Source organism: Labrys sp. HAY1-8F (assembly GCF_056754975.1).
This window is the reverse complement of the sequence record NZ_JBPGWZ010000002.1, coordinates 2,127,237-2,148,114: the sequence shown is the minus strand read 5'-3', so window position 1 is coordinate 2,148,114 and position 20,878 is coordinate 2,127,237. Positions and strand designations below refer to the sequence as shown.

22 protein-coding genes are annotated in these 20,878 nt (G+C 64.7%); 10 read left to right on the top strand and 12 right to left on the bottom strand.

The window, feature by feature from the left end; all coding sequences use genetic code 11:
- The first annotated feature begins 35 nt into the window (after positions 1 to 35).
- From ACR9ZN_RS18995 to cobJ, 3 genes are read left to right on the top strand one after another with little or no spacing between them, the layout of a single operon-like run.
- Positions 36 to 665 (top strand): precorrin-8X methylmutase, encoded by a 630-nt coding sequence (locus ACR9ZN_RS18995; protein WP_481272905.1) that lies wholly within the window; start codon positions 36 to 38, stop codon positions 663 to 665.
- A complete protein-coding gene (locus tag ACR9ZN_RS18990) occupies positions 662 to 1,405 on the top strand; it encodes a precorrin-2 C(20)-methyltransferase (protein WP_481272904.1) in 744 nt (247 codons plus the stop codon). Before ACR9ZN_RS18995 ends, ACR9ZN_RS18990 begins: the two co-directional genes overlap by 4 nt.
- Complete coding sequence (gene cobJ / locus ACR9ZN_RS18985; protein ID WP_454815797.1) at positions 1,402 to 2,151, top strand: precorrin-3B C(17)-methyltransferase; 750 nt, start codon at positions 1,402 to 1,404, stop codon at positions 2,149 to 2,151. The genes ACR9ZN_RS18990 and cobJ overlap by 4 nt, the downstream gene beginning before the upstream one ends.
- A gap of 17 nt (positions 2,152 to 2,168) precedes the next feature.
- Here the strand turns inward: cobJ and ACR9ZN_RS18980 are convergent, their stop codons facing one another.
- Positions 2,169 to 2,921 (bottom strand): cobalt-precorrin-6A reductase, encoded by a 753-nt coding sequence (locus tag ACR9ZN_RS18980; protein ID WP_481272903.1) that lies wholly within the window; start codon positions 2,919 to 2,921, stop codon positions 2,169 to 2,171.
- Between the two features lie 182 nt (positions 2,922 to 3,103).
- On the opposite strand from ACR9ZN_RS18980, the gene cbiE reads away from it, so the two are divergent.
- Genes cbiE through cobM form a run of 3 tightly spaced genes read left to right on the top strand, consistent with a single transcriptional unit; the run spans position 3,104 to position 5,488 of the window.
- The gene (gene cbiE / locus ACR9ZN_RS18975; RefSeq protein ID WP_481272902.1) at positions 3,104 to 4,339 is read left to right on the top strand and encodes a precorrin-6y C5,15-methyltransferase (decarboxylating) subunit CbiE; all 1,236 of its coding nucleotides are present in this window, start codon (positions 3,104 to 3,106) and stop codon (positions 4,337 to 4,339) included.
- On the top strand, positions 4,336 to 4,725 hold the full coding sequence (locus ACR9ZN_RS18970; RefSeq protein ID WP_454815791.1) for a cobalamin biosynthesis protein: 390 nt from the start codon (positions 4,336 to 4,338) through the stop codon (positions 4,723 to 4,725). The genes cbiE and ACR9ZN_RS18970 overlap by 4 nt, the downstream gene beginning before the upstream one ends.
- A 1-nt stretch (position 4,726) precedes the next feature.
- Positions 4,727 to 5,488 (top strand): precorrin-4 C(11)-methyltransferase, encoded by a 762-nt coding sequence (gene cobM / locus ACR9ZN_RS18965; RefSeq protein ID WP_441770183.1) that lies wholly within the window; start codon positions 4,727 to 4,729, stop codon positions 5,486 to 5,488.
- A gap of 287 nt (positions 5,489 to 5,775) precedes the next feature.
- Here the strand turns inward: cobM and otnC are convergent, their stop codons facing one another.
- Entirely contained in the window at positions 5,776 to 6,417 is a 642-nt protein-coding gene (otnC, locus tag ACR9ZN_RS18960; protein WP_481272901.1) for a 3-oxo-tetronate 4-phosphate decarboxylase, read from the bottom strand.
- A gap of 2 nt (positions 6,418 to 6,419) precedes the next feature.
- On the bottom strand, positions 6,420 to 7,673 hold the full coding sequence (otnK, locus tag ACR9ZN_RS18955; RefSeq protein ID WP_481272900.1) for a 3-oxo-tetronate kinase: 1,254 nt from the start codon (positions 7,671 to 7,673) through the stop codon (positions 6,420 to 6,422).
- Between the two features lie 232 nt (positions 7,674 to 7,905).
- Between otnK and ACR9ZN_RS18950 the strand changes: the two genes are divergently transcribed.
- Positions 7,906 to 8,814, top strand: a complete 909-nt coding sequence (locus ACR9ZN_RS18950; RefSeq protein ID WP_481272899.1) for a DMT family transporter — start codon at positions 7,906 to 7,908, stop codon at positions 8,812 to 8,814.
- Between the two features lie 19 nt (positions 8,815 to 8,833).
- On the opposite strand, the gene ACR9ZN_RS18945 is transcribed toward ACR9ZN_RS18950, so the two are convergent.
- From ACR9ZN_RS18945 to ACR9ZN_RS18935, 3 genes are all read right to left on the bottom strand, one after another.
- Positions 8,834 to 9,721, bottom strand: coding sequence for a DMT family transporter (locus tag ACR9ZN_RS18945; protein ID WP_481272898.1), 888 nt, complete (start codon positions 9,719 to 9,721; stop codon positions 8,834 to 8,836).
- Positions 9,722 to 10,006: 285 nt separating this feature from the next.
- Positions 10,007 to 10,534 carry an SRPBCC family protein gene (locus ACR9ZN_RS18940; protein ID WP_434958002.1) on the bottom strand — a complete coding sequence of 176 codons (528 nt, stop codon included), beginning with the start codon at positions 10,532 to 10,534 and terminating at the stop codon, positions 10,007 to 10,009.
- A 129-nt stretch (positions 10,535 to 10,663) separates the two neighbouring features.
- Positions 10,664 to 11,011, bottom strand: a complete 348-nt coding sequence (locus ACR9ZN_RS18935) for an ArsR/SmtB family transcription factor (protein WP_434958001.1) — start codon at positions 11,009 to 11,011, stop codon at positions 10,664 to 10,666.
- A gap of 143 nt (positions 11,012 to 11,154) precedes the next feature.
- Here ACR9ZN_RS18935 and ACR9ZN_RS18930 point away from each other — a divergent pair, with 143 nt between their 5' ends.
- The 3 genes from ACR9ZN_RS18930 to ACR9ZN_RS18920 all read left to right on the top strand — a co-directional run bounded on the left by ACR9ZN_RS18930 (position 11,155) and on the right by ACR9ZN_RS18920 (position 13,542).
- Positions 11,155 to 12,132 (top strand): L-carnitine dehydrogenase, encoded by a 978-nt coding sequence (locus ACR9ZN_RS18930; protein WP_481272897.1) that lies wholly within the window; start codon positions 11,155 to 11,157, stop codon positions 12,130 to 12,132.
- A 196-nt stretch (positions 12,133 to 12,328) separates the two neighbouring features.
- Positions 12,329 to 12,793 (top strand): thioesterase family protein, encoded by a 465-nt coding sequence (locus tag ACR9ZN_RS18925; protein ID WP_434957999.1) that lies wholly within the window; start codon positions 12,329 to 12,331, stop codon positions 12,791 to 12,793.
- A gap of 185 nt (positions 12,794 to 12,978) precedes the next feature.
- On the top strand, positions 12,979 to 13,542 hold the full coding sequence (locus tag ACR9ZN_RS18920; RefSeq protein WP_481272896.1) for a hypothetical protein: 564 nt from the start codon (positions 12,979 to 12,981) through the stop codon (positions 13,540 to 13,542).
- 167 nt (positions 13,543 to 13,709) lie between these two features.
- On the opposite strand, the gene ACR9ZN_RS18915 is transcribed toward ACR9ZN_RS18920, so the two are convergent.
- From ACR9ZN_RS18915 to ACR9ZN_RS18890, 6 genes are all read right to left on the bottom strand, one after another.
- Positions 13,710 to 14,750, bottom strand: coding sequence for a heme-dependent oxidative N-demethylase family protein (locus tag ACR9ZN_RS18915; protein ID WP_481272895.1), 1,041 nt, complete (start codon positions 14,748 to 14,750; stop codon positions 13,710 to 13,712).
- Positions 14,751 to 14,876: 126 nt separating this feature from the next.
- Positions 14,877 to 15,842 carry a PDR/VanB family oxidoreductase gene (locus ACR9ZN_RS18910; protein ID WP_481272894.1) on the bottom strand — a complete coding sequence of 322 codons (966 nt, stop codon included), beginning with the start codon at positions 15,840 to 15,842 and terminating at the stop codon, positions 14,877 to 14,879.
- Positions 15,839 to 16,465, bottom strand: a complete 627-nt coding sequence (locus ACR9ZN_RS18905) for a dimethylamine monooxygenase subunit DmmA family protein (protein ID WP_441770190.1) — start codon at positions 16,463 to 16,465, stop codon at positions 15,839 to 15,841. The genes ACR9ZN_RS18910 and ACR9ZN_RS18905 overlap by 4 nt, the downstream gene beginning before the upstream one ends.
- Positions 16,466 to 16,700: 235 nt before the next feature.
- Complete coding sequence (locus tag ACR9ZN_RS18900) at positions 16,701 to 17,828, bottom strand: aminomethyl transferase family protein (protein ID WP_068288288.1); 1,128 nt, start codon at positions 17,826 to 17,828, stop codon at positions 16,701 to 16,703.
- A gap of 89 nt (positions 17,829 to 17,917) precedes the next feature.
- The gene (locus ACR9ZN_RS18895) at positions 17,918 to 20,191 is read right to left on the bottom strand and encodes a trimethylamine N-oxide demethylase (RefSeq protein ID WP_481272893.1); all 2,274 of its coding nucleotides are present in this window, start codon (positions 20,189 to 20,191) and stop codon (positions 17,918 to 17,920) included.
- Between the two features lie 65 nt (positions 20,192 to 20,256).
- Positions 20,257 to 20,793, bottom strand: coding sequence for a flavin reductase family protein (locus tag ACR9ZN_RS18890; protein ID WP_481272892.1), 537 nt, complete (start codon positions 20,791 to 20,793; stop codon positions 20,257 to 20,259).
- Between the last annotated feature and the right edge of the window lie 85 nt (positions 20,794 to 20,878).

Sequence of the window (20,878 nt, the reverse complement as noted above, 5' to 3'; positions counted from 1 at the left end):
CCTTCCAGCCGAAAAGAGTTTCAAGAGCTGTGACCATGTCTGAACGCGACTATATCCGTGACGGTGCCGAGATCTATCGCCGCTCCTTCGCGATGATCCGTGCCGAAAGCGACCTGTCGCGCTTTTCGGCCCTCGAGGCCCCCGTCGTCGTGCGCATCATCCATGCCTGCGGCATGGTAGAGGTCGCTGCCGATGTCGAGATGTCTCCCGACTTGGTATCGCGCGCGCGCGCTGCGCTCAGGGCCGGCGCGCCCTTGTTGTGCGATTCGAAGATGGTGGCCAATGGAGTGACCCGCGCCCGTCTGCCTGTTGACAATGACGTGATCTGCACGCTCGACGATCCACGCACGCCCGATCTTGCCCGCAAGATCGGCAACACCCGCACTGCGGCGGCCATGGAACTCTGGCGTGAGCGTCTCGGCGGCGCCGTGGTTGCCATCGGCAATGCGCCGACCGCGCTCTACCATCTCATGGACATGATCGACCGCGGTGCGCCCAGGCCCGCTGCCATTCTCGGCATCCCCGTCGGTTTCGTCGGTGCCGCCGAATCCAAGGACGACCTCAAGGCCTGGGGCAAGGTGCCCTGGCTGATCGTGCGGGGCCGCAAGGGCGGCAGCGCCATGACAGCGGCGTCGATCAACGCCCTGGCGAGCGAAATCGAATGAATAGCCCGACGTCTCCCTTGGGTCGTCTCTATGGCGTTGGCGTCGGCCCCGGCGATCCCGAGTTGATGACCCTGAAGGCGGCGCGCCTCATCCGCGCCGCGCCCGTCATTGCCTATTTCTGCAAGCAGGGGCAGCGCGGCCATGGCCGCACCATCATCGAAGGCTTTCTTGCCGATGGCGTCATCGAGGAAAAACTGGCCTATCCGATGACGACGGAAGTGTCCGCCGCCGATCCGGTCTACCATTCGGCGCTCGGCGGCTTCTATGACGAATCGGCGCGCCGGCTGGCCGATCACCTCGATGCCGGTCGCGATGTCGTGGTGGTGTCGGAGGGCGATCCCTTCTTCTACGGCTCCTTCATGCCGATCTTCCATCGTCTGGCTCCCTCCTACGAGACCGAGGTTGTCGCCGGCGTTTCGGGCATGGCGGGCTGCTGGACACGGGCCGGCACGCCTATCACCTATGGCGACGATATCCTCACCGTCCTGCCCGCGACGCTCGACGAGGCGGCGCTCAGGCGCCATCTCGAACTTGCGGACGCGGCGGTGATCATGAAGCTCGGCCGGCATTTTTCGAAAGTTCGCGCCGTGCTGGAGGAACTGAATCTCGCCGAGCGCACCGTCTATGTCGAACGCGGCACCATGGCCGGCGAGAAGATCATGAAGCTGCCGCCAGCCGATTTCACCGGTGCGCCCTATTTCGCCATGCTGCTGGTGCCCGGCCAGGGGCGGCGGCTGTGACCGGCCGCGTCATGATCATCGGCCTCGGGCCAGGGCCGGCGAAGTGGGTCACGCCCGAAGCCAGCGCATTGCTGGCGGAGGCGACCGATATCATCGGCTACGGCCCCTATGTCGACCGCGTGCCGGCAAGCCCGGCGAAGCGCCATGCCAGCGACAACAGGGTCGAGGTCGATCGTGCCCGCCACGCGCTCGAACTCGCAGCCGGCGGGGCACGCGTTGCCGTGGTCTCGGGCGGGGATCCCGGCGTCTTCGCCATGGCGGCGGCGGTCTTCGAGGCGGTCGAGGCGGGGGATCCGGCCTGGCGTGACCTCGACATCATGGTCGCTCCCGGCGTCACCGCTGTCCTGGCCGCTGCCGCGCGGCTCGGCGCACCGCTCGGGCATGATTTCTGCGTGGTCTCGCTGTCCGACAATCTCAAGCCCTGGTCCATCATCGAGAAACGGCTGATTGCGGCGGTGGAGGGTGATTTCGTGCTCGCCTTCTACAACCCGGCCTCGAAGGCCCGGCCCGACCAGATCGGCAAGGCATTCGACGTGCTGCGCCGCCATGCCGGCGAGCGCATCGTCGTGCTCGCCAAGGCCGTCGGCCGGCCGGACGAGGAGATCATCCTGACCAGCCTGTCGGCAGTGCAGCCAGAAGAAGTCGATATGCGCACGCTCGTGCTGATCGGCTCCTCCCAGACCCGGCTGATCGAGCGCGGCAATGCGGAGCCCTGGATCTATTCACCCAGGAGATGGGAAGCGTGACCCCCGGGGGCCGCTGGCTATCCCTGCCGCTCGATCCAGGCCAGGGCCTCCTGTGCCGTCGCCACCGTCTTCACCTCGGCCGTCTCAGGCCGGCGCAGCAGGATGACCGGCAGGCTGAGGCGCCGGGCGGCGGCGATCTTGCCATAGGTGGCGCTGCCGCCGGAATTCTTGGTGACCACGATGTCGACGGCCTCTTCCCGCATGAGGCCTATTTCGTCCGTCTCCGCGAAGGGGCCGCGGGCAAGGATCAGCTTGGCGCGCGGCGGCAGCTCTTCCGGCGGATCGACCGAACGGACCAGATAGAAATGCTGGGGCGCGGCGAGGAAGGCCGGCAGTTCGAGGCGGCCGGTGGTCAGGAAGACGCGCCGCGGCGCGGCGCCGAGCGCCTGAACCGCGGCCTCGGCGTCCGCCACTTCGCTCCAGCGATCGCCGTCCGCCGCCTGCCAGGCAGGACGCCGCAAGGCAAGCAGGGGCACGCCCACGCGCCGGGCCGCCTCGACCGCATTGGCCGACATGCGTTGGGCAAAGGGATGGGTGGCATCGACGAGCGCGGTGACCGCATGCTCGTCGAGAAAGGCGCAAAGCCCCTCGACGCCGCCGAAGCCGCCGATACGATAGGCGATCGGTGGCTCGATGGGATTGATCGTCCGCCCGGCAAGGGACACCATGGCCGGAATGTCGGGGCGAGCGGCCAGCAGCCTGGCCAGGGCCGAAGCCTCGCTGGTGCCGCCGAGCAGCAGGACATGAGGACGGGAATCGATGCGGGTCACTTAAGCGTCATTCAAGTTGGTTCGACCTTTGTCATTACCGGGCTTGACCCGGCTATCCAGCCTTTCGCTCAATTGCGCGGTTTCTGGATAGCCGGGTCAAGCCCGGCTATGACAAACCGGAGCGTTTCTTCTTAAGTGAATTGCGTTGGAACTGAAATGCGCTGTCGTCTCTTGAGGGTCGGATGAGCCCTATCAAGCACTCGGATCGCTGGCTGTCCATCGTCGGCATCGGCGAAGACGGCATGGCCGGCCTGTCGCCGCTGGCTGCCGCCGTGGTTGACAGGGCCGAACTGCTGGTCGGTGGCGCCAGGCACTTGGCGATGGTGCCGGAAGGAACGGCCGAAAGGCTGGCGGAAAGGCTGACTTGGCCCAGCCCTCTGACCGATGCCATCGGCCCGATCAAGGCGGCCCGCGGGCGACGGGTCGTCGTGCTGGCCTCCGGGGATCCGTTCCTGTGGGGTGTCGGTGTCACGCTGGCGCGTTTCATCCCACCCGAAGAGATCGCCTGCCATCCCGCGCCCTCGTCCTTCTCCCTGGCAGCGGCGCGGCTCGGCTGGGCACAGCAGGAGTGCGCCCTGATCTCGCTGCATGGCCGGCCGTTCGAGACGCTGATACCGCATGTCCAGCCCGATGCCCGCATCCTGGCCCTGACCTGGGATGGCCGCACGGTCGCCAAGGCGGCTGCCCGCCTCACCGAGCTCGGATTCGGCTCGTCCCGCCTGACCGTGCTGGAGCGCCTCGGCGGGACCGGCGAGAGGATCCGCTCCGCCCGGGCAGAAGCCTTCGATCTCGACGAGATCGATCCGCTTAATGTCCTGGCCATCGAGGTGGTTGCCGGCCTGGATGCCCGCCCATTGCCGCTTGCCGCTGGCCTGCCCGACGCGTTCTTCGAGCATGACGGACAACTCACCAAACGGGAGATCCGTGCCGTGACCCTGTCGGCGCTGGCCCCGCTCAAGGGCCAATTGCTCTGGGATATCGGCCTGGGAGCGGGTTCGGTTGCCATCGAATGGCTGTTGCGCCACCCGTCCAATCGGGCCATCGGCATTGAGGAAAATGCCGACAGGGCAGCGCGGGCACTGGTCAATGCCATCAATCTCGGAGTGCCGCATCTGCGCCTCGTCACTGGCTCGGCGCCGGCCGCGCTGGTCGCACTGGACCGCCCCGATGCCGTCTTCATCGGTGGGGGAACGGGGGATGACGGCGTGTTCGAGGCCGCCTGGGCTGCCCTGCGCCCCGGGGGGCGCCTCGTCGCCAATGCCGTTACGCTGGAAAGCGAGCAGGCCCTGGCCCGGCGTTTCACCCAGCATGGCGGCGATCTGATCCGTCTCGGCGTAGAGCGGCTGGTGTCCGTCGGCAGCATGCATGGCTGGCGCCCCGCCATGCCGGTGACGCAATGGAGCGTGGTCAAGCCGTGAAGCTGTTCGTCGCCGCCGGTCTCGGCTGCCGGAAAGGGTGTCCGGCCGATGAAATCGCCGATCTCGTCCGGTTGGCCCTGCAGGAGGCCGGCTTTGAGCTCTCGGCGCTTTCGGGCCTGTTCGCACCGTCCTTCAAGCAGGGCGAGGCGGGGTTGGCGGAAGCCGCCGCCAGCCTCGGCGTACCGCTTGTGCTGGTTCCGCAAGCCGCGCTGGAGGCCGCCGAGCCACGTGTGCTGACCCGTTCGGAGCGCGTGGTCGCCCTGACCGGTCTCGGCAGCGTGGCCGAGACGGCAGCGCTCGCCGGCGCCGGTCCGCAATCCATACTCAAGCGGGCGCGCATCGCCAGTGCGAATGCCACCTGCGCCATCGCCGTCAACGAGGCCTGACATGACCGTTCATTTCATCGGCGCCGGTCCCGGCGCGCCCGACCTCATCACCGTGCGCGGCCGCGATCTCGTGGCGCGCTGTCCGGTCTGCCTCTATGCCGGCTCCCTGGTGCCACCGGAAATCATTGCGCTGGCGCCTGGGGATGCACGCGTGGTCGATACCGCGCCCCTGACGCTCGACCTGATCATGGCCGAGATCGAACGGGCGCATGCCGAAGGCCTCGACGTGAGCAGGCTGCATTCAGGGGATCTTTCGATCTGGAGCGCGCTGGGCGAGCAGACCCGCCGCCTCAGGGCCCTCGGCATTCCTTATACCATTACCCCGGGCGTGCCGTCCTTTGCGGCTGCTGCCGCGGTGCTCGGCAAGGAGCTCACGCTGCCGGAAGTGGCGCAATCGGTGGTGCTGACGCGCACTTCGGGCCGGGCCTCGGCGATGCCGGAGGGGGAGACGCTCGAGGCCTTCGCGCAGACCGGTGCGACGCTGGCGGTGCATCTTTCCATCCATGCGCTGGCCCGCGTGGTGGCGGAGACGACGCCGCATTACGGCAGCGGCTGCCCGGTTGCGGTGGTCTTCCGGGCGAGCTGGCCGGATGAGCGTGTCGTCACCGGCACGCTCGGCGACATCGAAGGCAAGATCGCGGCCGAGCCGATGGAGCGCACTGCTTTGATCCTGATCGGGCGTACGCTCGCCACCGAGGATTTTCGCGAGAGCGCGCTCTACGACACCGACTACAAGCGGCGCTATCGCGGCTTCGAGGGGTGATGGACGGGGCTATCGCCCCCGGCGAGCAGCGATGAGTTCCTATCGAAAGCGAGCGCGCTTTTTATCCTCCCCTGGAGGGATCGGCCATTCCTCTTGGAATGGCCTGAGGTCGACGCGATGCGTCGGGGTGGGGTGGGGTGGCGCCTTTGCAAGAATGATAGTCGCTGTCGTCTCGAGCTGCGTATTTTCACCCCACCCCGGCCTTTCAGGCCGCCCCTCCCCCTCCAGGGGAGGCTAGAAATCCGCGCTTTGCTAACCTGAAGCGGTTGTTGGGTGACGAGCGATCTTCAGGCCTTGCCGAATTGGCTTTCGAGCGCACCGACCTGCGCCGGCGTCAGCGCTCGCACCGCCATGCCGCGGGTGACGATGAAGAGGCGGGCGCTTTCCTCCAGCTCCTCTGCCGCATTGACGGCGGCTTCCAGCGTGGTGTCGGCGATGACCGGGCCGTGATTGGCGAGCAGGATCGCCTTGTGGCGGGGCGCTGCTGCGGCGATGTGGTGCTCCACGGCCGGATCGCTGGGCGCGGTGTAGGGCACGATGGCAAGCCGCCCGATCCGCATGACGAAATAGGGCGTGAGCGGCGGCAAGGCATCGACGGGATCGACATCGTCGAGACAGGAGACCGCCGTCGCATAGGTCGAATGCAGATGGACGACGGCCCCGGCCTGCGGCCTTGCGGCGAGCATGGCGCGATGGAGCGGAATTTCCTTGGTCGGCTTGTCGCCATCCCGATGCCGCCATTCCGTATCGAGGCGCGAAAGCCTGGCCGGGTCGAGCCGCCCCAGGCAGGAATTGGTCGGGGTCACCAGGTAGCCGTCGGGCAGGCGTACGCTGATATTGCCGCTCGAGCCCACGGTGAAGCCGCGATCGAACAGGGATTTGGCCAGGAAGCAGAGCTGTTCGCGCAGGCGGTTTTCGTCTCCTGACATGCTCACGCCTTTCCGGCCAGCAGGGCCACTGCCTTGGCGAAGAAGTCCGGCGCGCCGAAATTGCCGGATTTGAGCGCGATCGCCACCGGTTTCGTCCCCCGCAATTGCAAGGCGGGCACGCCGGGGTCGATTTCCGGCCCGATGGCGAGGACGGCATTGCCGAGCGTGCCGGCGACGGCACCGGATGTCTCGCCGCCGGCGGCCACGATCCTGGTAAAGCCGCGCTTGAGGGCCGTGCGGGCAAGTTCGGCGAACAGACCTTCGATGCGTTTGGCGAGGGCCTCGCGGCCATGGCGCGCCTGGGCTGATGCCACGACCTCCGGATCGGCCGAGGAATAGAGCATCGGCGCGGCATCCCGGTGGGCTTCGAGGAAATCGACGAGGGTATCGAGCCCGAGGCTGCCATTCATCACCGCGTCGGCCTCGATGGCCATATGCGGGTGGTTCTGGGCATAGAGGCCAACCTGCCGGCGGGTCGCCTCGGAACAACTGCCCGAAAGGATGACGGCCGGGCCGTCAGCCCCGGCGAAGGCCGGCGTGGTGCGGCCCGGCGCAATGCCATAATTGGCAGGCAGGCCCATGGCGATGCCGGAGGCGCCGGTGATGAAGGCATGATCGGCAAGGCTGGCGCCGAGTGCGAGCAGATCCTCATTGCTGGTTGCATCGGCCACGATGAGGCGTTCGCCGCGGCCCGCGGCGTGCGCCAACGCGGTCCTGATAGACGAAATCCCGGCCCGCACAACGGCGTGCGGCAGATGGCCGACCTTCAGCGGCGTCTGGAGCTGCAGCCAACGGCGGATGTCGGGATCGGTCATCGGGGTGAGCGGATGGCGCTCCATGCCGGATTCCGACAGGAGGCGGTCATGAACGAAAAGATGGCCCTGGTACAGCGTGCGGCCCGTGCCGGGAAAGGCCGGACAGACCAGAGCCAGGGGGGCGTTGAGCACGGCGAGCACCGACTCCGCGACAGGGCCGATATTGCCTGAGGGGGTCGAGTCGAAGGTCGAGCAATATTTGAACAGGATCTGGCGGGCGCCGTTCGCCTTCAGCCAGGCGGTCGCGCTCAGCGAAAGACGCACCGCCTCGGCCGGGTCGATGGAGCGGGATTTCAGCGCGACCACCACCGCTTCGTCACCGGCCGGGGCCGGGCCGGCGGGAATGCCCAGAGTGAGCGAGGTGCGCATGCCGGCCCGCGCCAGCGTATTGGCGAGGTCGCTCGCACCGGTGAAGTCGTCTCCGAAGGCCCCCAGCAGCATGGCGTTTCCCACTTCCGTCGCGCTCTGGCGGCGCCCATCTTGTCGGACAATAGAAAGAGGGACCGTGGCTGGCAAGGCAAGGACGTGACTCCTTGGAACGCGGACGTCCCCGCTCCCAGGAAGGCTACCATCTCACTTGCGGTCCGGATCAGCCAGAAATGTCGTGTCCGGACTATTCGATGTTCGCATTCCCGGCATTGTTGAGGTCCTTCCTCCTGGTTGCGTCACCGTCATGTCTTCCCGTGGCTCTCACCTTGTCGGTGCGTTCCTCGCCCTCTCGGCGGGAACAGTGTTTTCGTTCGGCAGCGTCACCATTCGCGAGTCGCCGCATCTCGACGCCGTGCAATATCTCATCTGGCGCAGCTTCGGCCTGCTGCCGCTGGTGCTCGGGGTGGCGCTGCTACAGGGCAAGTCGCCGCTGCGCCAGATGGTTTCTGGCGGCTGGCTCGGGCTCGGTGGCGCGCTATGCATGACGATGATGGCTGATTTGTTCATCTTCGCCATGAAGACGACGACCATCGCCAATGCATTACTGTTCTCCAGCGCGGCGCCGCTGATCGGCGCCATTCTGGCCCGCCTGATCCTGAAGGAGCGTATCCTCGTCGCCACCTGGGGTGGCATCGCAATCGGCATCGCGGGCTTGCTGATCATGACCTGGGGGGAACTGGGTAGCGGCAATGCCATCGGCAATCTCGCCGGCTTCGGCGTGGGCTTTGCCTATGGCCTCTATTCCATCATTGCCAGGCTCGGCCGCGACAGGGACATGTCGGGCGTGGTGCTGGGCTGGGCGGTGCTGACCATCCTCACCTGCGGCGCCTTCATGCTGTTGCATGGCGTCACCATCGCCACGCCGATGCTGGAAAATACCTATGCCATGATCCATGGCGCCGTGTTCATCGGAGGCGGCATGTATCTGCTCAATGCAGCGGCTCGCCATGTCGGTGCCGGGCAACTCACCTTGCTGGCCCAGACCGAAATGATCCTCGGGCCCGTCTGGGTCTATCTCTTCTTCGGCGAGGCGCCGCGCCTGACCACGATCCTGGGTGGTGCCGTGCTGTTTGCCGGCGTGCTTGTCGCCGCCCTGGGACGCAATTTTACGCGCGAAGAGGAAGCGGAAGTGGCAGCGCGCGCCTCGGTTTGATCGAGCTGGATCCGCCGGATCAGGACGACCTGATGCGCAAACCGCCGAGAATGTGCCAGACCACGGCCGCGAGCACGATGGCACCGCCGACGATTGCGGCCGTACCCGGATCCTCGGCGAAAAGCAGATAGACCCAGAGCGGTGCCAGCACCACGTCGAGCGTAGAGATCAGACCGGCTTCTGCGGCAGGGATCCGGCGCGCGCCGGCCAGGAACATGAAGAAGGCGAGTGGAATCGAGGTGAAGGCAAACACGGTCAGGACCAGCCAATCCTGGGCTGTTGCCGCGGCAGGCGAAGCGAAGGGCAGGCCTACCAGCGCCGTGAACAGGCAACAGAACAGGTTGACCGGCAGCATTTCCAGCTTCGGGCGCGCCCGCGCCACCACCGCCACGATGGCAAAGGAGGCAGCCATGCCGAGCGCCATGGCATCGCCGAAGAGATGGCTGGATCCGAAGGAGCCGCCCACCATCACGACCACGCCGACGAGTGCGCCACCAGAGGCGATCAGTGTGCGCCGGGTGACCCTCTCGCGCATGATCAGCCAGGCGAGGCCGGCCGCCAGGAAGGGCGTGGTGGCATAGATCACCGCCACATTGGCGATTGTGGTGTGATAGAGCGCGCCGACATAGAACAGCATGGACAGCGAGGCGCAGGCCGCAATGATGAGCCCGAACCAACCGATCGAGCGGATCGCCGCCAGACTGTCGGCGCGGTGCACATAGACAAGACCGGCCGCCATGTAGATCGCCCCGATCGCCGCGCGCAGCGACACGGTCGTCCAGGCATCCACCGTCAGCATGCGGGCGAAGATGCCGCTGATGCTCCAGGCGACGGCGGAGGCGACGACGAGAAAAACACCGAGCCGATGGACGGAACGGGCGTCGGACGAGGCGGTGATGGCGGACATCGGAAAACCAGGGGTGGGAGGACGCAACTCACATGATTTTCAGCGGCACTCCCAACGGGCCGATGAAGGTGTGGTCAGCCGCAATCTCCTTGTTTCGGGTGCTTCGTTCAAGGGAGGAAAGCTATCTTGAACGACAAGAAAAGCTTGATGACGAAGAGAGTGTTTCCCACACTTCATCCGCTTTCCCGACGTTCCTCGATCGATCTTCGCGCGATCGAGCGCGCCCCGCCGTTTTTTGCGAGCATCAGCTGCCGTCCGGCACCGGCGCAAGGCGTCGAACATGGTTCAGCTTGTGCTCATCCTGCTCTCGTAATCGGCCTCGAGTTGCGTATGCAGACCCCAGAAGCTCGGCGGTGTCTGTCCTCCGAGGCGGGCGGCGAGGATATCGAGATGAGTGTGCCAGCCGGCGGCGACGCTGATCAGTTCGTCGCGGGCGAGCAGGCGGCTATGGGTAATGGTGATATGGGTGCGCCCGAGCTCCGGCTTGAGGTCGATGCGGACTTGCGAGCCGTCGCCCCAGGCATATTCGATCAAGGTCGGCGGTTCGCAGGCGATCACCCGTCCATGCATCTCGACCGTGTCGTTCAGATGCAGGTATTTGGGCGGCGGCGGATCATCGGGTGCCGACAGGTCGCCATTGCGGAAGACATGGTTGACCCGTCCACCTGGCTGCAATTCCATTTCGCCGCCGGCCAGCCATTGCTGGCGCTTCTCGGCCTCGGTCAGGAAAGCCCAGACGCGTTCGATCTGTCCGGAAAGAACGCGTTCGATACGCACGGTCTCGGTGTCGATGATCACGCCGTAGTCGGACATGGTTCAGCTCCCTAGAGTGAAGCGCGTTCATGGCTGAACGCTTGTTTTCTCTAACGTTTTGTTCTCAAGCCTATCCGGTGGATTAGCTGGAGCGTCCTGTGTTCCGGCAAATTGCAAGGCGCTTCGGGTTCAGCTCCTCTGAGGATTGGCGATTGCATCCGCAATCAGCAGGGCATCGAGGGTGTCGAGTCGCTGATTCCAGAGTTTTTCGTAAAAGCGCATCCATTCCAGGCCGGCATGCAGAGGCCGCGGGTTCAGCCGGCAGGTGTGGGTGCGTCCTTCGACACTGCGTTCCACCAGGCCGGCCTTCTCCAGGACCTTGATGTGCTTGGAGGCGGCTGCCAGCGAGATGGCGAAGGGATGGGCGAGTTCGCCCACCTTGCGGGGCTCGGCAGCGAGGTTGCGCAGCATGGCCCGCCTGGTCGGATCGGCCAGGGCATGAAAGATGGCATCGAGAGGATCTTTATATTCAACCATACGGTTGAACATCTGCCTTCATCGGCCAACTGTCAACCAGATGGTTGACTATATTTCCGTCGCGTTCGGCACCTGCGATGTCGCGCCATGCAAAGGCCTTTTCGGCAAGGCCTTGTCTAGTCGCGCCGACAGGGAGAACAGCGATGGCCACGACATCCAAGACGTCTGCAATCAAGACATTCGCAATCATCGGTACCGGCGTGATCGGCGCGGGGTGGGCGGCGCGGGCGCTCGCACACGGTCTGGATGTCATCGCCTACGATCCGGCCTCGGGCGCCGAGGAAAAGCTGCGTGCGGCCATCGACAATGCCTGGCCGGCCCTGGAGAAGCAGGGATTGGCTGCCGGTGCCGACCGCAAGCGTCTGAGCTTCGCCAACTCCGTGGCCGAGGCCGCCGGCCAGGCCGACTTCATCCAGGAAAACGCCCCGGAGCGCGAGGAACTCAAGCAGTCGCTGCTGGCCGAGATCGACGCCGCCGCCAAGCCCGGCGCCATCATCGGCTCCTCCACCTCGGGCCTGTTGCCGAGCTTGCTGCAGGCCAAGATGGCCGATCCGACCCGGCTGGTGGTGGGCCATCCCTTCAACCCTGTCTATCTCCTGCCGCTGGTGGAAGTGCTCGGCGGCAGCAAGACTTCGGCCGAGACGGTCGAGGCCGCCAAGGCCTTCTATGCCTCGATCGGCATGCGTCCGCTGCATGTCAGGGTGGAGATCGAAGGCTTCATCGCGGACCGCCTGATGGAAGCGCTCTGGCGCGAGGCGCTCTGGCTGGTCAATGATGGGGTCGCCACCACCGAGGAGGTCGACGCGGCCGTCGTCTATGGCTGCGGCCTGCGCTGGTCGCTGATGGGCACCTTCCTCACTTTCCATCTCGCCGGCGGCGAAGGCGGCATGCGCCACATGCTGCACCAGTTTGGGCCGGCCCTGAAGCTGCCCTGGACCAAGCTCACGGCCCCCGAGCTGACGGAAGAACTGATCGACCGCGTCGCTGATGGCTGCGAGCACCAGGCCGCCGGCCGCTCGATCAAGGCGCTGGAGCGCCGCCGCGACGACTTCCTCATCGAAGTGATGGCGCTGGCCAAGAAATACTGGCCGGAGGCCGAAGGACTCGAAGGAAGGGTCTGATTCCCGGGATCGCAGGCTTCCAGCCTGCTCTAGGAACCGTCACACTTGCAGGATAGGCGATGCAGGCGAGACGCCTGCGATCCCAGAGCAAACAAGCGTTCACAGGTGAACGCTTGTTTGCTCCATCTCTTTGTTTCGACACGTCTTTGCGATTCTCGGTGATTCCGAGAAATCACAAAACGCTTTGGGGATTCCCATGCATCTTCTCGACGAAACCGTCCGCCCGGAATGGATCGACTATAACGGCCATCTCTATGACGGCTATTACGCGGTGATCTTCGCCAAGGCCGTCGACGAGTTCCTCGGTCGCGTCTGTCTCACCGCCGCCGTGCGCGAGACGACGCGCCATACCATCTATACGATGGAGACCCATGTCCGCTTCCTGTGGGAGGTCAAGCTCGGCACCCCCGTCTCGGTAACCTGCCAGGTGCTGGACCTCGACACCAAGCGGGTCCGCATCTTCCTGAGCATGTATGACAAGGTGCGCAACCTCGTAGTGGCGACCTCCGAGCAACTCCTGATGTCGATCGACCAGACCGAGCAGCCGCACGCCGCCCCCTGGCTGCCGCAGAGCGCAGCAGTGCTGGAGGGCCTGCTAAAGGAGCACGCCACCCTGCCGATGCCGAAGGATGCCGGGCGCAGCATCGGCATCAAACGGTAGTGGTCCTTCGCTGGATCCACTGAATTGCAGCCTCTAGCCAGGTCATTCCAAGGCAAGGCCAAAAAGGGGAAAGCGCCAGGCGAGCTCTCCCGATCGCTGATTTGCATCGGCATTGACCGATTGGTCTGGCATTTTGGAAATGATGGCAGCATATCTCTTCGGTTATGTGGACCAGTCGAGGCCTCGTGCGCCGCTTTTGTACGGCAGCCCTGCTGCTAGTGATATCCCTTGGCAGTGCCGGTGCTGCTTGCCAGGACTATCTTGCGCAGGCGTTCGATAGGCTGAACGCACAGCCGTTTACGGCCGAGACACGTTCGGCCGCCGCTAATACAATCACCTATCTCATTTATGATCAGGAACGACCCGACGTCTTTCGCGCTCACCTGAGATTCGAAGGTCACGGCAGGGGAACGATCGATTTGGTCAATATTGGCGGCAAACGTTGGTCTGATCGTGGTGAAGGCTGGAAGTTGCTGGATGAGAGAGACTACGAGCGGTCGATATCGTATGTCTCTTTCTTATGGCGTCCTTTCTCCGCGAAAGATGTTCGGCAAGCCAGTTGTATGGGGTCCACGCCCAAAAAGGGCGTCTGGCATTCCGTGTTCGGGATTGCGCAGGGGCGCACATTCCTGACGGTCTACGTCAACAACCTCACGGGCTTGCCAGAGAGCTGGTCGACACAGAACGGCCAAGCTGAAGCGGCCTTCCGTTATGATCGAGCTGTCCGTGTTGCGCACCCAATGCCGTGACCGGAGCAAAGCGCGTTTCCACGTAACCGCTGCTTTTCTCTAACTCATTGTTCCGACACGTCTTTACGTTTCCACCAAATAGCAAAACGCTATGGGGGTCTGTCCGCGTCTTCCTGGGATTGCCAGCACGACACCGGCGACCCAGGAAGAGCTTTCACTTCCGTCCATCAATCTGGCCAACCGCCCGGGCTGGTTTCGGCGCCGTCGTCATATTTGGACAGCCACTCCACGGCCGTGTCGCGGAAACGGGTGAGGCCTTTGTAGTCCACCAGTTCGGGCGGCAGGGTCCGCAGCACGCGGTGCAGGCGCCGGCCCCATTTGGGCACCGTCACCAGTTCCTCAAGCTTGATCAGGTAGCAGCGGATCGGGAAGACGATGGCGTTGGAACGCGGCAGGCGAAAGAAGGTCTGCAGCTCGACGCGCAGATGCAGCTTGTTGCCGATGTTCTCCGGCGTCAGCGTGGCGCGGTCCTTGCCCCATTTGTGATAGTTCTCGGGCGAGGTATCGAGCCGCGGATTGACCGTCATCGTCCAGTTGAGCCGCCGGGTGGGCGAGCCCTGACGCAGGTTGAGCATGAATTTGAGAGCCCGCTCGAACACGCCGAGCTGGTGGGCCAGCGGCACCGGGCCGTGCCATTCCATGAAATTCATGCCGATGTCGAAATCGAGCGACCAGTCGGCCTGGGTGGTGACGATGCCCGCATCCATCCACAGATTGCCATCGCGCTGGTCGAGCAGGCAGAAATCGCCCTGGGCCTGGCGGGTGATGTATTCCATCGGCCCATAGGGCAGGGTGGCGACGTCACCGAAGGTGAAGCGGTCGTCGATGCCCAGCGGCCGGTTGATCCAGTGCCACTGGTCGCCGTCCCGCTCGAGCGTGAAATGCTCGGGATAGGAGGTCGACATGCTCTCCATCAGGAGTTCGAGCAGGTCCCATCCCGCCAATGTCATATGCGGCAGGGACTGGCAGCGCAGCGGGTCTTCCTTCAGAACCAGCGCCCGGTCGGCCATCTCCGAGACATAATGCTCGTCGACGTCGATGGGATGCTCGAAGGCCGAACCCTCCGGGCCAGAAATATGCGGTTCGATATTGACCGCATACATGTAGTTGTCCTTGTCGAAGGGAAAGGGAAAGCGGCGGATCGCCGTTTCCGAATTGCGGAAGGTAAAGTCGTCGCGGAAGGTTTCCTGGCGGAATTGGATGCCCATTGTGAAGCTCCTGGGATCGCCGGCTTCCTGCCGGCTCTTGAAACGAAGGCCCCGGAAGAGCCGGTATCACGACATGCAGGCATGTCGTTGAGAAGCCGGCGATCCCAGGAATTGCAAATCCAGCAGTTACAAATCCAGCACCAGTTCCCGGCCTTCGAAGCGCGAGACGCAGGGCATGACCTTGGCGCCGGAGGCCTTGTCGGCCTCCGAGAGGTAGTGATCGTTGTGCATGAGCGTGCCGTCGTAGGAGAGCACCCGTGTCTCGCACTGGCCGCAGGCTCCGCCGCGGCAGAGATAAGGCGCATCGACGCCGGCGGCCTCGATCGCCTCCAGCATGCTCTGGTGCGGACCGACCTTGGCCCGCTTGCCTGAGAGGGCCAGGGTGATCTCGTAAGGCTTGCCGGAAGCCGGGGCGATGAACTGCTCGTCATGCAGGTTCTGGTCGGGCCAGCCCTCGTTGCGGGCGGTGTTGAGCACCCATTTGATCATACCGCCGGGCCCGCAGACATAGAGATGCGTGCCGAGGGGCTGGCGCGCGAGCAGCTCGGCGAGCGCGATCGCCTCACCCTTGTCGTCGCGATAGATGTGCACCCGGCGACCGTAACGTTCGGCCAGGTGGGCAAGATAGGCGCCATGCTCGTCCGAACGCACGGCGTAATGCAGCTCGAAGGGGCGGTCCTCGTCGGAAAGCTGCGCCATCATCGCCATGAAGGGCGTGATGCCGATGCCGCCGGCGAAGAGCAGGTGTTTCCTGGCGCGCTGGTCCGGCGGGAACAGGTTGACGGGATGGCTGATGCGGATGACATCGCCGGGCCTGACCTTGCCATGCAGGAACATCGAGCCGCCACGGCCCTTGTCGTCGCGCCGCACGCTGATGGTGTAGCAGGCGGTGTCGCCCGGGCGGCTCATCAGCGAATAGGGGTTGCGCCGCAGCGTGGCGCCGTCCTCCATCTCCACCACCACATGGGCGCCGCCGGAGAAATTGGGCAGAAGGGAGCCGTCGACGGGCTTGAAATGGAAGCGCTTGATCTCGGGCGTGACCTGGTGGATCTCGCTGACGCGCACCTCGATCTTGGGTGTCTTGTCGCTCATGGAAAGGCCTCCTCGGTCGGCGGCACCACGCCGGGCTCTTCGGCGTCGATGCACACGCCCTGGAATGCGGCGATGCGGCGCGAATAATGGTCCCGGACCAACAGAGTCAGGCCGCAATGGGCACATTTGACCGGCTGCGTGCGCACATGCTCGGTGATGCCCTTGCAATGCACGCATTGCACCCGTCGTTCTTCCGAGCCGCGATGCTCGGTCTGGATGGAGAGATGGTCAACGCCGGCCTCGATCGCAAGCTTCATGGCCTGGCCGATCAGGCCTTCCGTGCCTGCCAGATAGATCTGGGTGCCCATATGGGCCGTCGCCAACGTCTGGGCCAGGCGCGGCAGGGCGGCGGCGATGCTCGGGCCTTCATAGAACATGTCGGGGCCGAGTGCCCGGAGCGCCTCGCCGAAATTCTTGGGAGCGGCCCCGCCGGGCACATCGTCGATGTGCCCGGGTACATAGATGATGTGAGCCTTGTCGAGGAAAGGAGCCTCGGCCGTTTCGGTCGCGTCCAGGATTGCCTGCGCACCCTCGGCATCCGCCACGAAGAGGTGTCGCTTGGCGCCGGGGCGGATGGCAAGGGTGCCATAGACAGGACGGCTCTTGATGCCGGATACGAGCATGGTTCTATCGAAACTCCAGCGCGAACGAGGTGGATCAGGTCCTTGTTTTACCCTCCCCTGGAGGGGGAGGGTCGACGCGAAGCGTCGGGGTGGGGTGGCTCCGCAAGAATTGCTAGGATCGCGAAACCGGGCCTCGATCAGCCGAGGTGGTGGTTTTCACCCCACCCCGGCCTTTCAGGCCGACCCCAGGCACTTCCAAGAGGAAGTGCCGATCCCTCCAGGGGAGGGTATTTCCTTACAGCGCCGTACGCTTCTTCTTCTCCGGATCGTCGAAGGTGATGGTGTGCGCGATGGCGGAGCACTGCACGTTCTTGCCCTTGACCTCAAGCTTGGTGCCCTGCTTGGCAACGTCGACCGCCATGCGGGCGATTGCCATGGACCGGTTGGTCAGGCGCGAATACATGCCGCAGGTGACCACGCCCACCTTCTTGCCGCCGGCCCAGAGCTCGTCGCCGGCATCGAGGATCTTGTCGGTGTCGGCGAGGACGCCGAAGATCTTGAAGCGCTCCTTGCCCTTGAGGCGGTAATGCTCCTCGGCGCCGCGGAAGCCGGTCTTGCCGGGCGAGACGGTGAAGGTGAGGCCGAGTTCCCACAGCGTGTCGCCGGGGCCTTCATTCTCGAAGGGATACATCTGCGAATTGTCGTAGGGATAGAACAGCAGGTAGCTCTCCACCCTGAGCCAGTCGAGCGCGGTGAAGGAGGCGGGCACGATGCCCATGCGCTTGCCTTCCTTCAGGATGGTGTCCCAGATCTCCACGGCGTCCTCGGACTTGCAGAAGATCTCGTAGCCACGCTCACCGGTGTAGCCCGTGCGCGAGATCATCACCGGCTTGCCGAACAAGGTGGTCTGCATGTGGTGGAAATATTTGAGGTCCTTGATCCCAGGCACATGCTTTGAAAGATATTTTACCGCCAGCGGGCCCTGAAGCGACAGGTCCTGCAAATCGTCGTCGAAGATGACGGCGACGTTCTTGCCGGCCGCATCGCGCGCCATGTCCTCGAAGCCGGTGCCCGAACCATAGACCGTCATCCAGCTGTTGGGGCCGGTGCGATAAAGGATGCAGTCGTCGGTGAACTTGCCGGCATCGTTGAGCACGCAGGCATAGGCCGACTTGCCGGGCACGATCTTGCGCACGTCGCGCGTAGTCAGGCGCTGCAGAACCTGATGCGAATGCGGGCCGACCAGATGGGATTTGCGCAGGCCTGATACGTCCATCAGCGCCGCCTTGGTGCGGATCGCCTCATGCTCGTCGGCGAGGTCCGACTTGGTATAGGTCCAGGCCGTCTCCATCCCGTTCCAGTCTTCCAGGGTGGAGCCGAGGGCTCGATGGCGGGCTGCGAGCGGCGAACGCCGCCAGGACATGACACTCATGGATGTTCCCTTCTGTGATCGGTGGGCCGGTCTTCGGATCGGCGCGGTTGGGCTGGCAAGGCCGGAGGAATGAGGCTGCGCTACATCCTCACCCTCGTCTTGTCCGGGTCGTAATGGGCAAAGCGAACGACCTTGGCCTTGAGGCGCTTCTGGTGGCCGTCGAGCTTGCCGATTTCGAGTTCGGTGCCGATCTCGGCCGAGCCGATGTCGACGCGGGCGAGGGCGATGGTCGCGTCGAGGATGGGCGAGCGCATGCCGGAGGTGACCACGCCGATGCGGGCGCGCCCGGCATAGACATGATCGCCGTGATGGGCTGTTTCTCGTCCCTCGATCTCCAGGCCGACAAGCTTGCGCTGGGGTTCGGCCTTGCGCTTGACCAGGGCTTCCTTGCCGACAAAATCGCCCTTCTTCGAGACCAGCGGCACGGTGAAGGTGATACCGGCCTCGAACGGGTCGGTCTCGTCGGAGAATTCGTAATGGGCGAAGATCAGCCCGGCCTCGATGCGCAGCATGTCGAGCGCTTCGAGCCCCATCGGTACCACGCCGAGCGGCTTGCCGGCCTTGAAGACGGCATCCCACACAGCCTCGCCATCGCGCGGATGGCAGAAGATCTCGTAGCCGAGCTCGCCGGTATAGCCGGTGCGCGAGACCACCACGGCAGGGCCCTGGGCATGGCCGAGCCGGCCGACGGTGGAGCGGAACACCCCGATCTCGTTGGCAGCCGGCTGGGCCGGCGGCGTCCAGATGATCTTGCTGATGAGGTCACGGCTTTTCGGGCCCTGCACGGCGAGATTGTGGAGCTGGTCGGTCGAGGAGCGGATCCAGACCTTGAAGCCCTTTTCTTCCGCAAGCTGGCGCAGATGCACGCCGACATAGGGATCGCCGCAGACGAGGCGGAACTGCTGCGGCCCGAGGCGGAACACGGTGCCGTCATCCAGCATGCCGCCATGCGGATAGCAGATGGCGGTGTAGACGACCTGGCCGACCGAAAGCTTGGTGATGTCGCGCGTCACGGCATAGTCGAGCAGCGCCTCGGCATCAGGGCCCAGCACCTCGAACTTGCGCAGGGCGGAAAGGTCGATCACCGCCACCTTTTCGCGGCAGGCCCAATATTCGGCCACCGCGCCGTCGGCGAGGAAGGAATTGGCGAGCCAATAGCCGCGATATTCGACCATGCGGCGCGAAAGAGGAGCGACCTTCGAATGGAACGCCGTCTCCTTGGTGAAGACCGGAGGGGAATCGGGTGTCATGCGCGTAGCAATCGCCTTGGGAAATTCGTGATGCGCGTCATAGACGCGGACCTGGATGTCGGTGGGGTTCCAGCCATTGGCGGGGTCGATGTCGTCGGCACAGGAAGAGGCGGCACAGGTGAGGTCGATCAACGCGCGCATCAGCACATAGTCGCCGGGACGCGACCACGGCTCGTCGGCGCTGATGGTGCCGTCATGGTTGACTTGCGTGTTGAAGAAGAAATTGATCGCCGGCCAGCCGGGGCGAGGCACGATGCCGTCCTGCGCCAGCACCCTGTTGAAGTTCTCCGAGCAGGAATCATGGCCCGGATAACCCATGTCGTCGTAATATTTCATGGTGCAGGCGAGGCCGAAGGTGTCGTGCCGCCCGCAGGTGTCCTGCACCACCTCCACCGTGGCTCGCATGCGCTGGTCGAAGAATTTCGAGAACAGGCCCGGGCCCGGATAGGCGCGTCCCATCAAGGTGCGGGTCGCGGTGGCGTCGAGGCCGCATTCGATGCCCTGCTTGAGCAACTCAGTGTCGAAGGCGAGGAAATCCGAGCATTGGCGGCCGTCGATGTCCATGATCTGGATATATTGGCCGGCCTTGACTTCGAAACGCTCCGCGGTCGCGGCCTTCACCCGGAAGTCCTGGACTGGGGTGGCAAGGGGTGGCGCGGGCAGGCTTTGCGGCGCGCGCTTGGCGGTATCGTCGCTGCGCGCGATTTCCAGGGAGAAATCGGTCGCGGGCACCACCGCATCTGCCGTCGAAGACCCGGCGGGCACGATGAGCACGCAGGTCATGTCGTGAGCGGCGGACAAAGTGAAGGCCTCGCCCGCCTGGGTGTCCGGTCCCGACAATACGATGCCGCTGGCGCTGGCAAGATCGTGGCCGGCGAGCTGGTGATGGGTGGCCGCGGCATTCTCATTGGCCGCGATCAGGCCCGCCAGCGCATCGCGCGGAGCGGCGGGATGGCCGGATGGCAGGCTTTCCTGCGCTGCGAAGGCATAAAGCAGGGCGTTCTGGCCGCCTTCCAGATTGGTCAGGCGCAGGCGATCCCCCTTGCCGAGGGCGAAGACCTGGCTCGATCCGCCGGCGACGCGAAGCATTTCGGCTTCAGGCATGGCAAACCACTCCTACAAGCAAGCGAACGGGCGGGAAGAGCCCGAATGATTGGCGATATGCAGTCCTATTGGGCTTCCTCTCCCAGCACCCTGTAGCGGCCACCGAAGAAGAGCAGCGGCTCGCCCTCGACATTGTGCTCCATGTCGACCACCCGGCCGACGATGATGCGATGGTCGCCGCCCTCGTACTGGGCGTGATGCAGGCAGTCGAAGGCCGCGATGGTCTCGGGCAGGATCGGTGCTCCGAAGCGCCCTGCCGTGTAGGCCACGCCCGCCCATTTGTCCTGGTTCTGCCGGGCGAAGCGGGCGGAAAGGGCGCGTTGTTCCTTGCGCAGCACGTTCACGCAGAAGCCCGGCGCTTCCAGGAAGGCCGACAGGCTGCGCGCCGTGTTGGCGATGGAAAACAGCACCAGTGGCGGATCGAGCGAGACCGAGGAAAAGGAATTGGCGGTGATGCCGATCAGCCCGGCGGTCGGATGGGTGGCCGTCACCACGGTGACGCCGGTGGCAAACAGCCCGAGTGCCCCGCGAAAGCGCAGCGGATCGATGGATTCCTGGACGATATCCGCCGTCTCCGGCTTTTTTGCAGAACCCTGGACCATCTTGCCTCACACCCTTACCGTCGCCGGCGCTTGCGCGCCGATCCCGGTATACTCCGGATTCGCGTGAATCCGGGAGGCCGCTCGA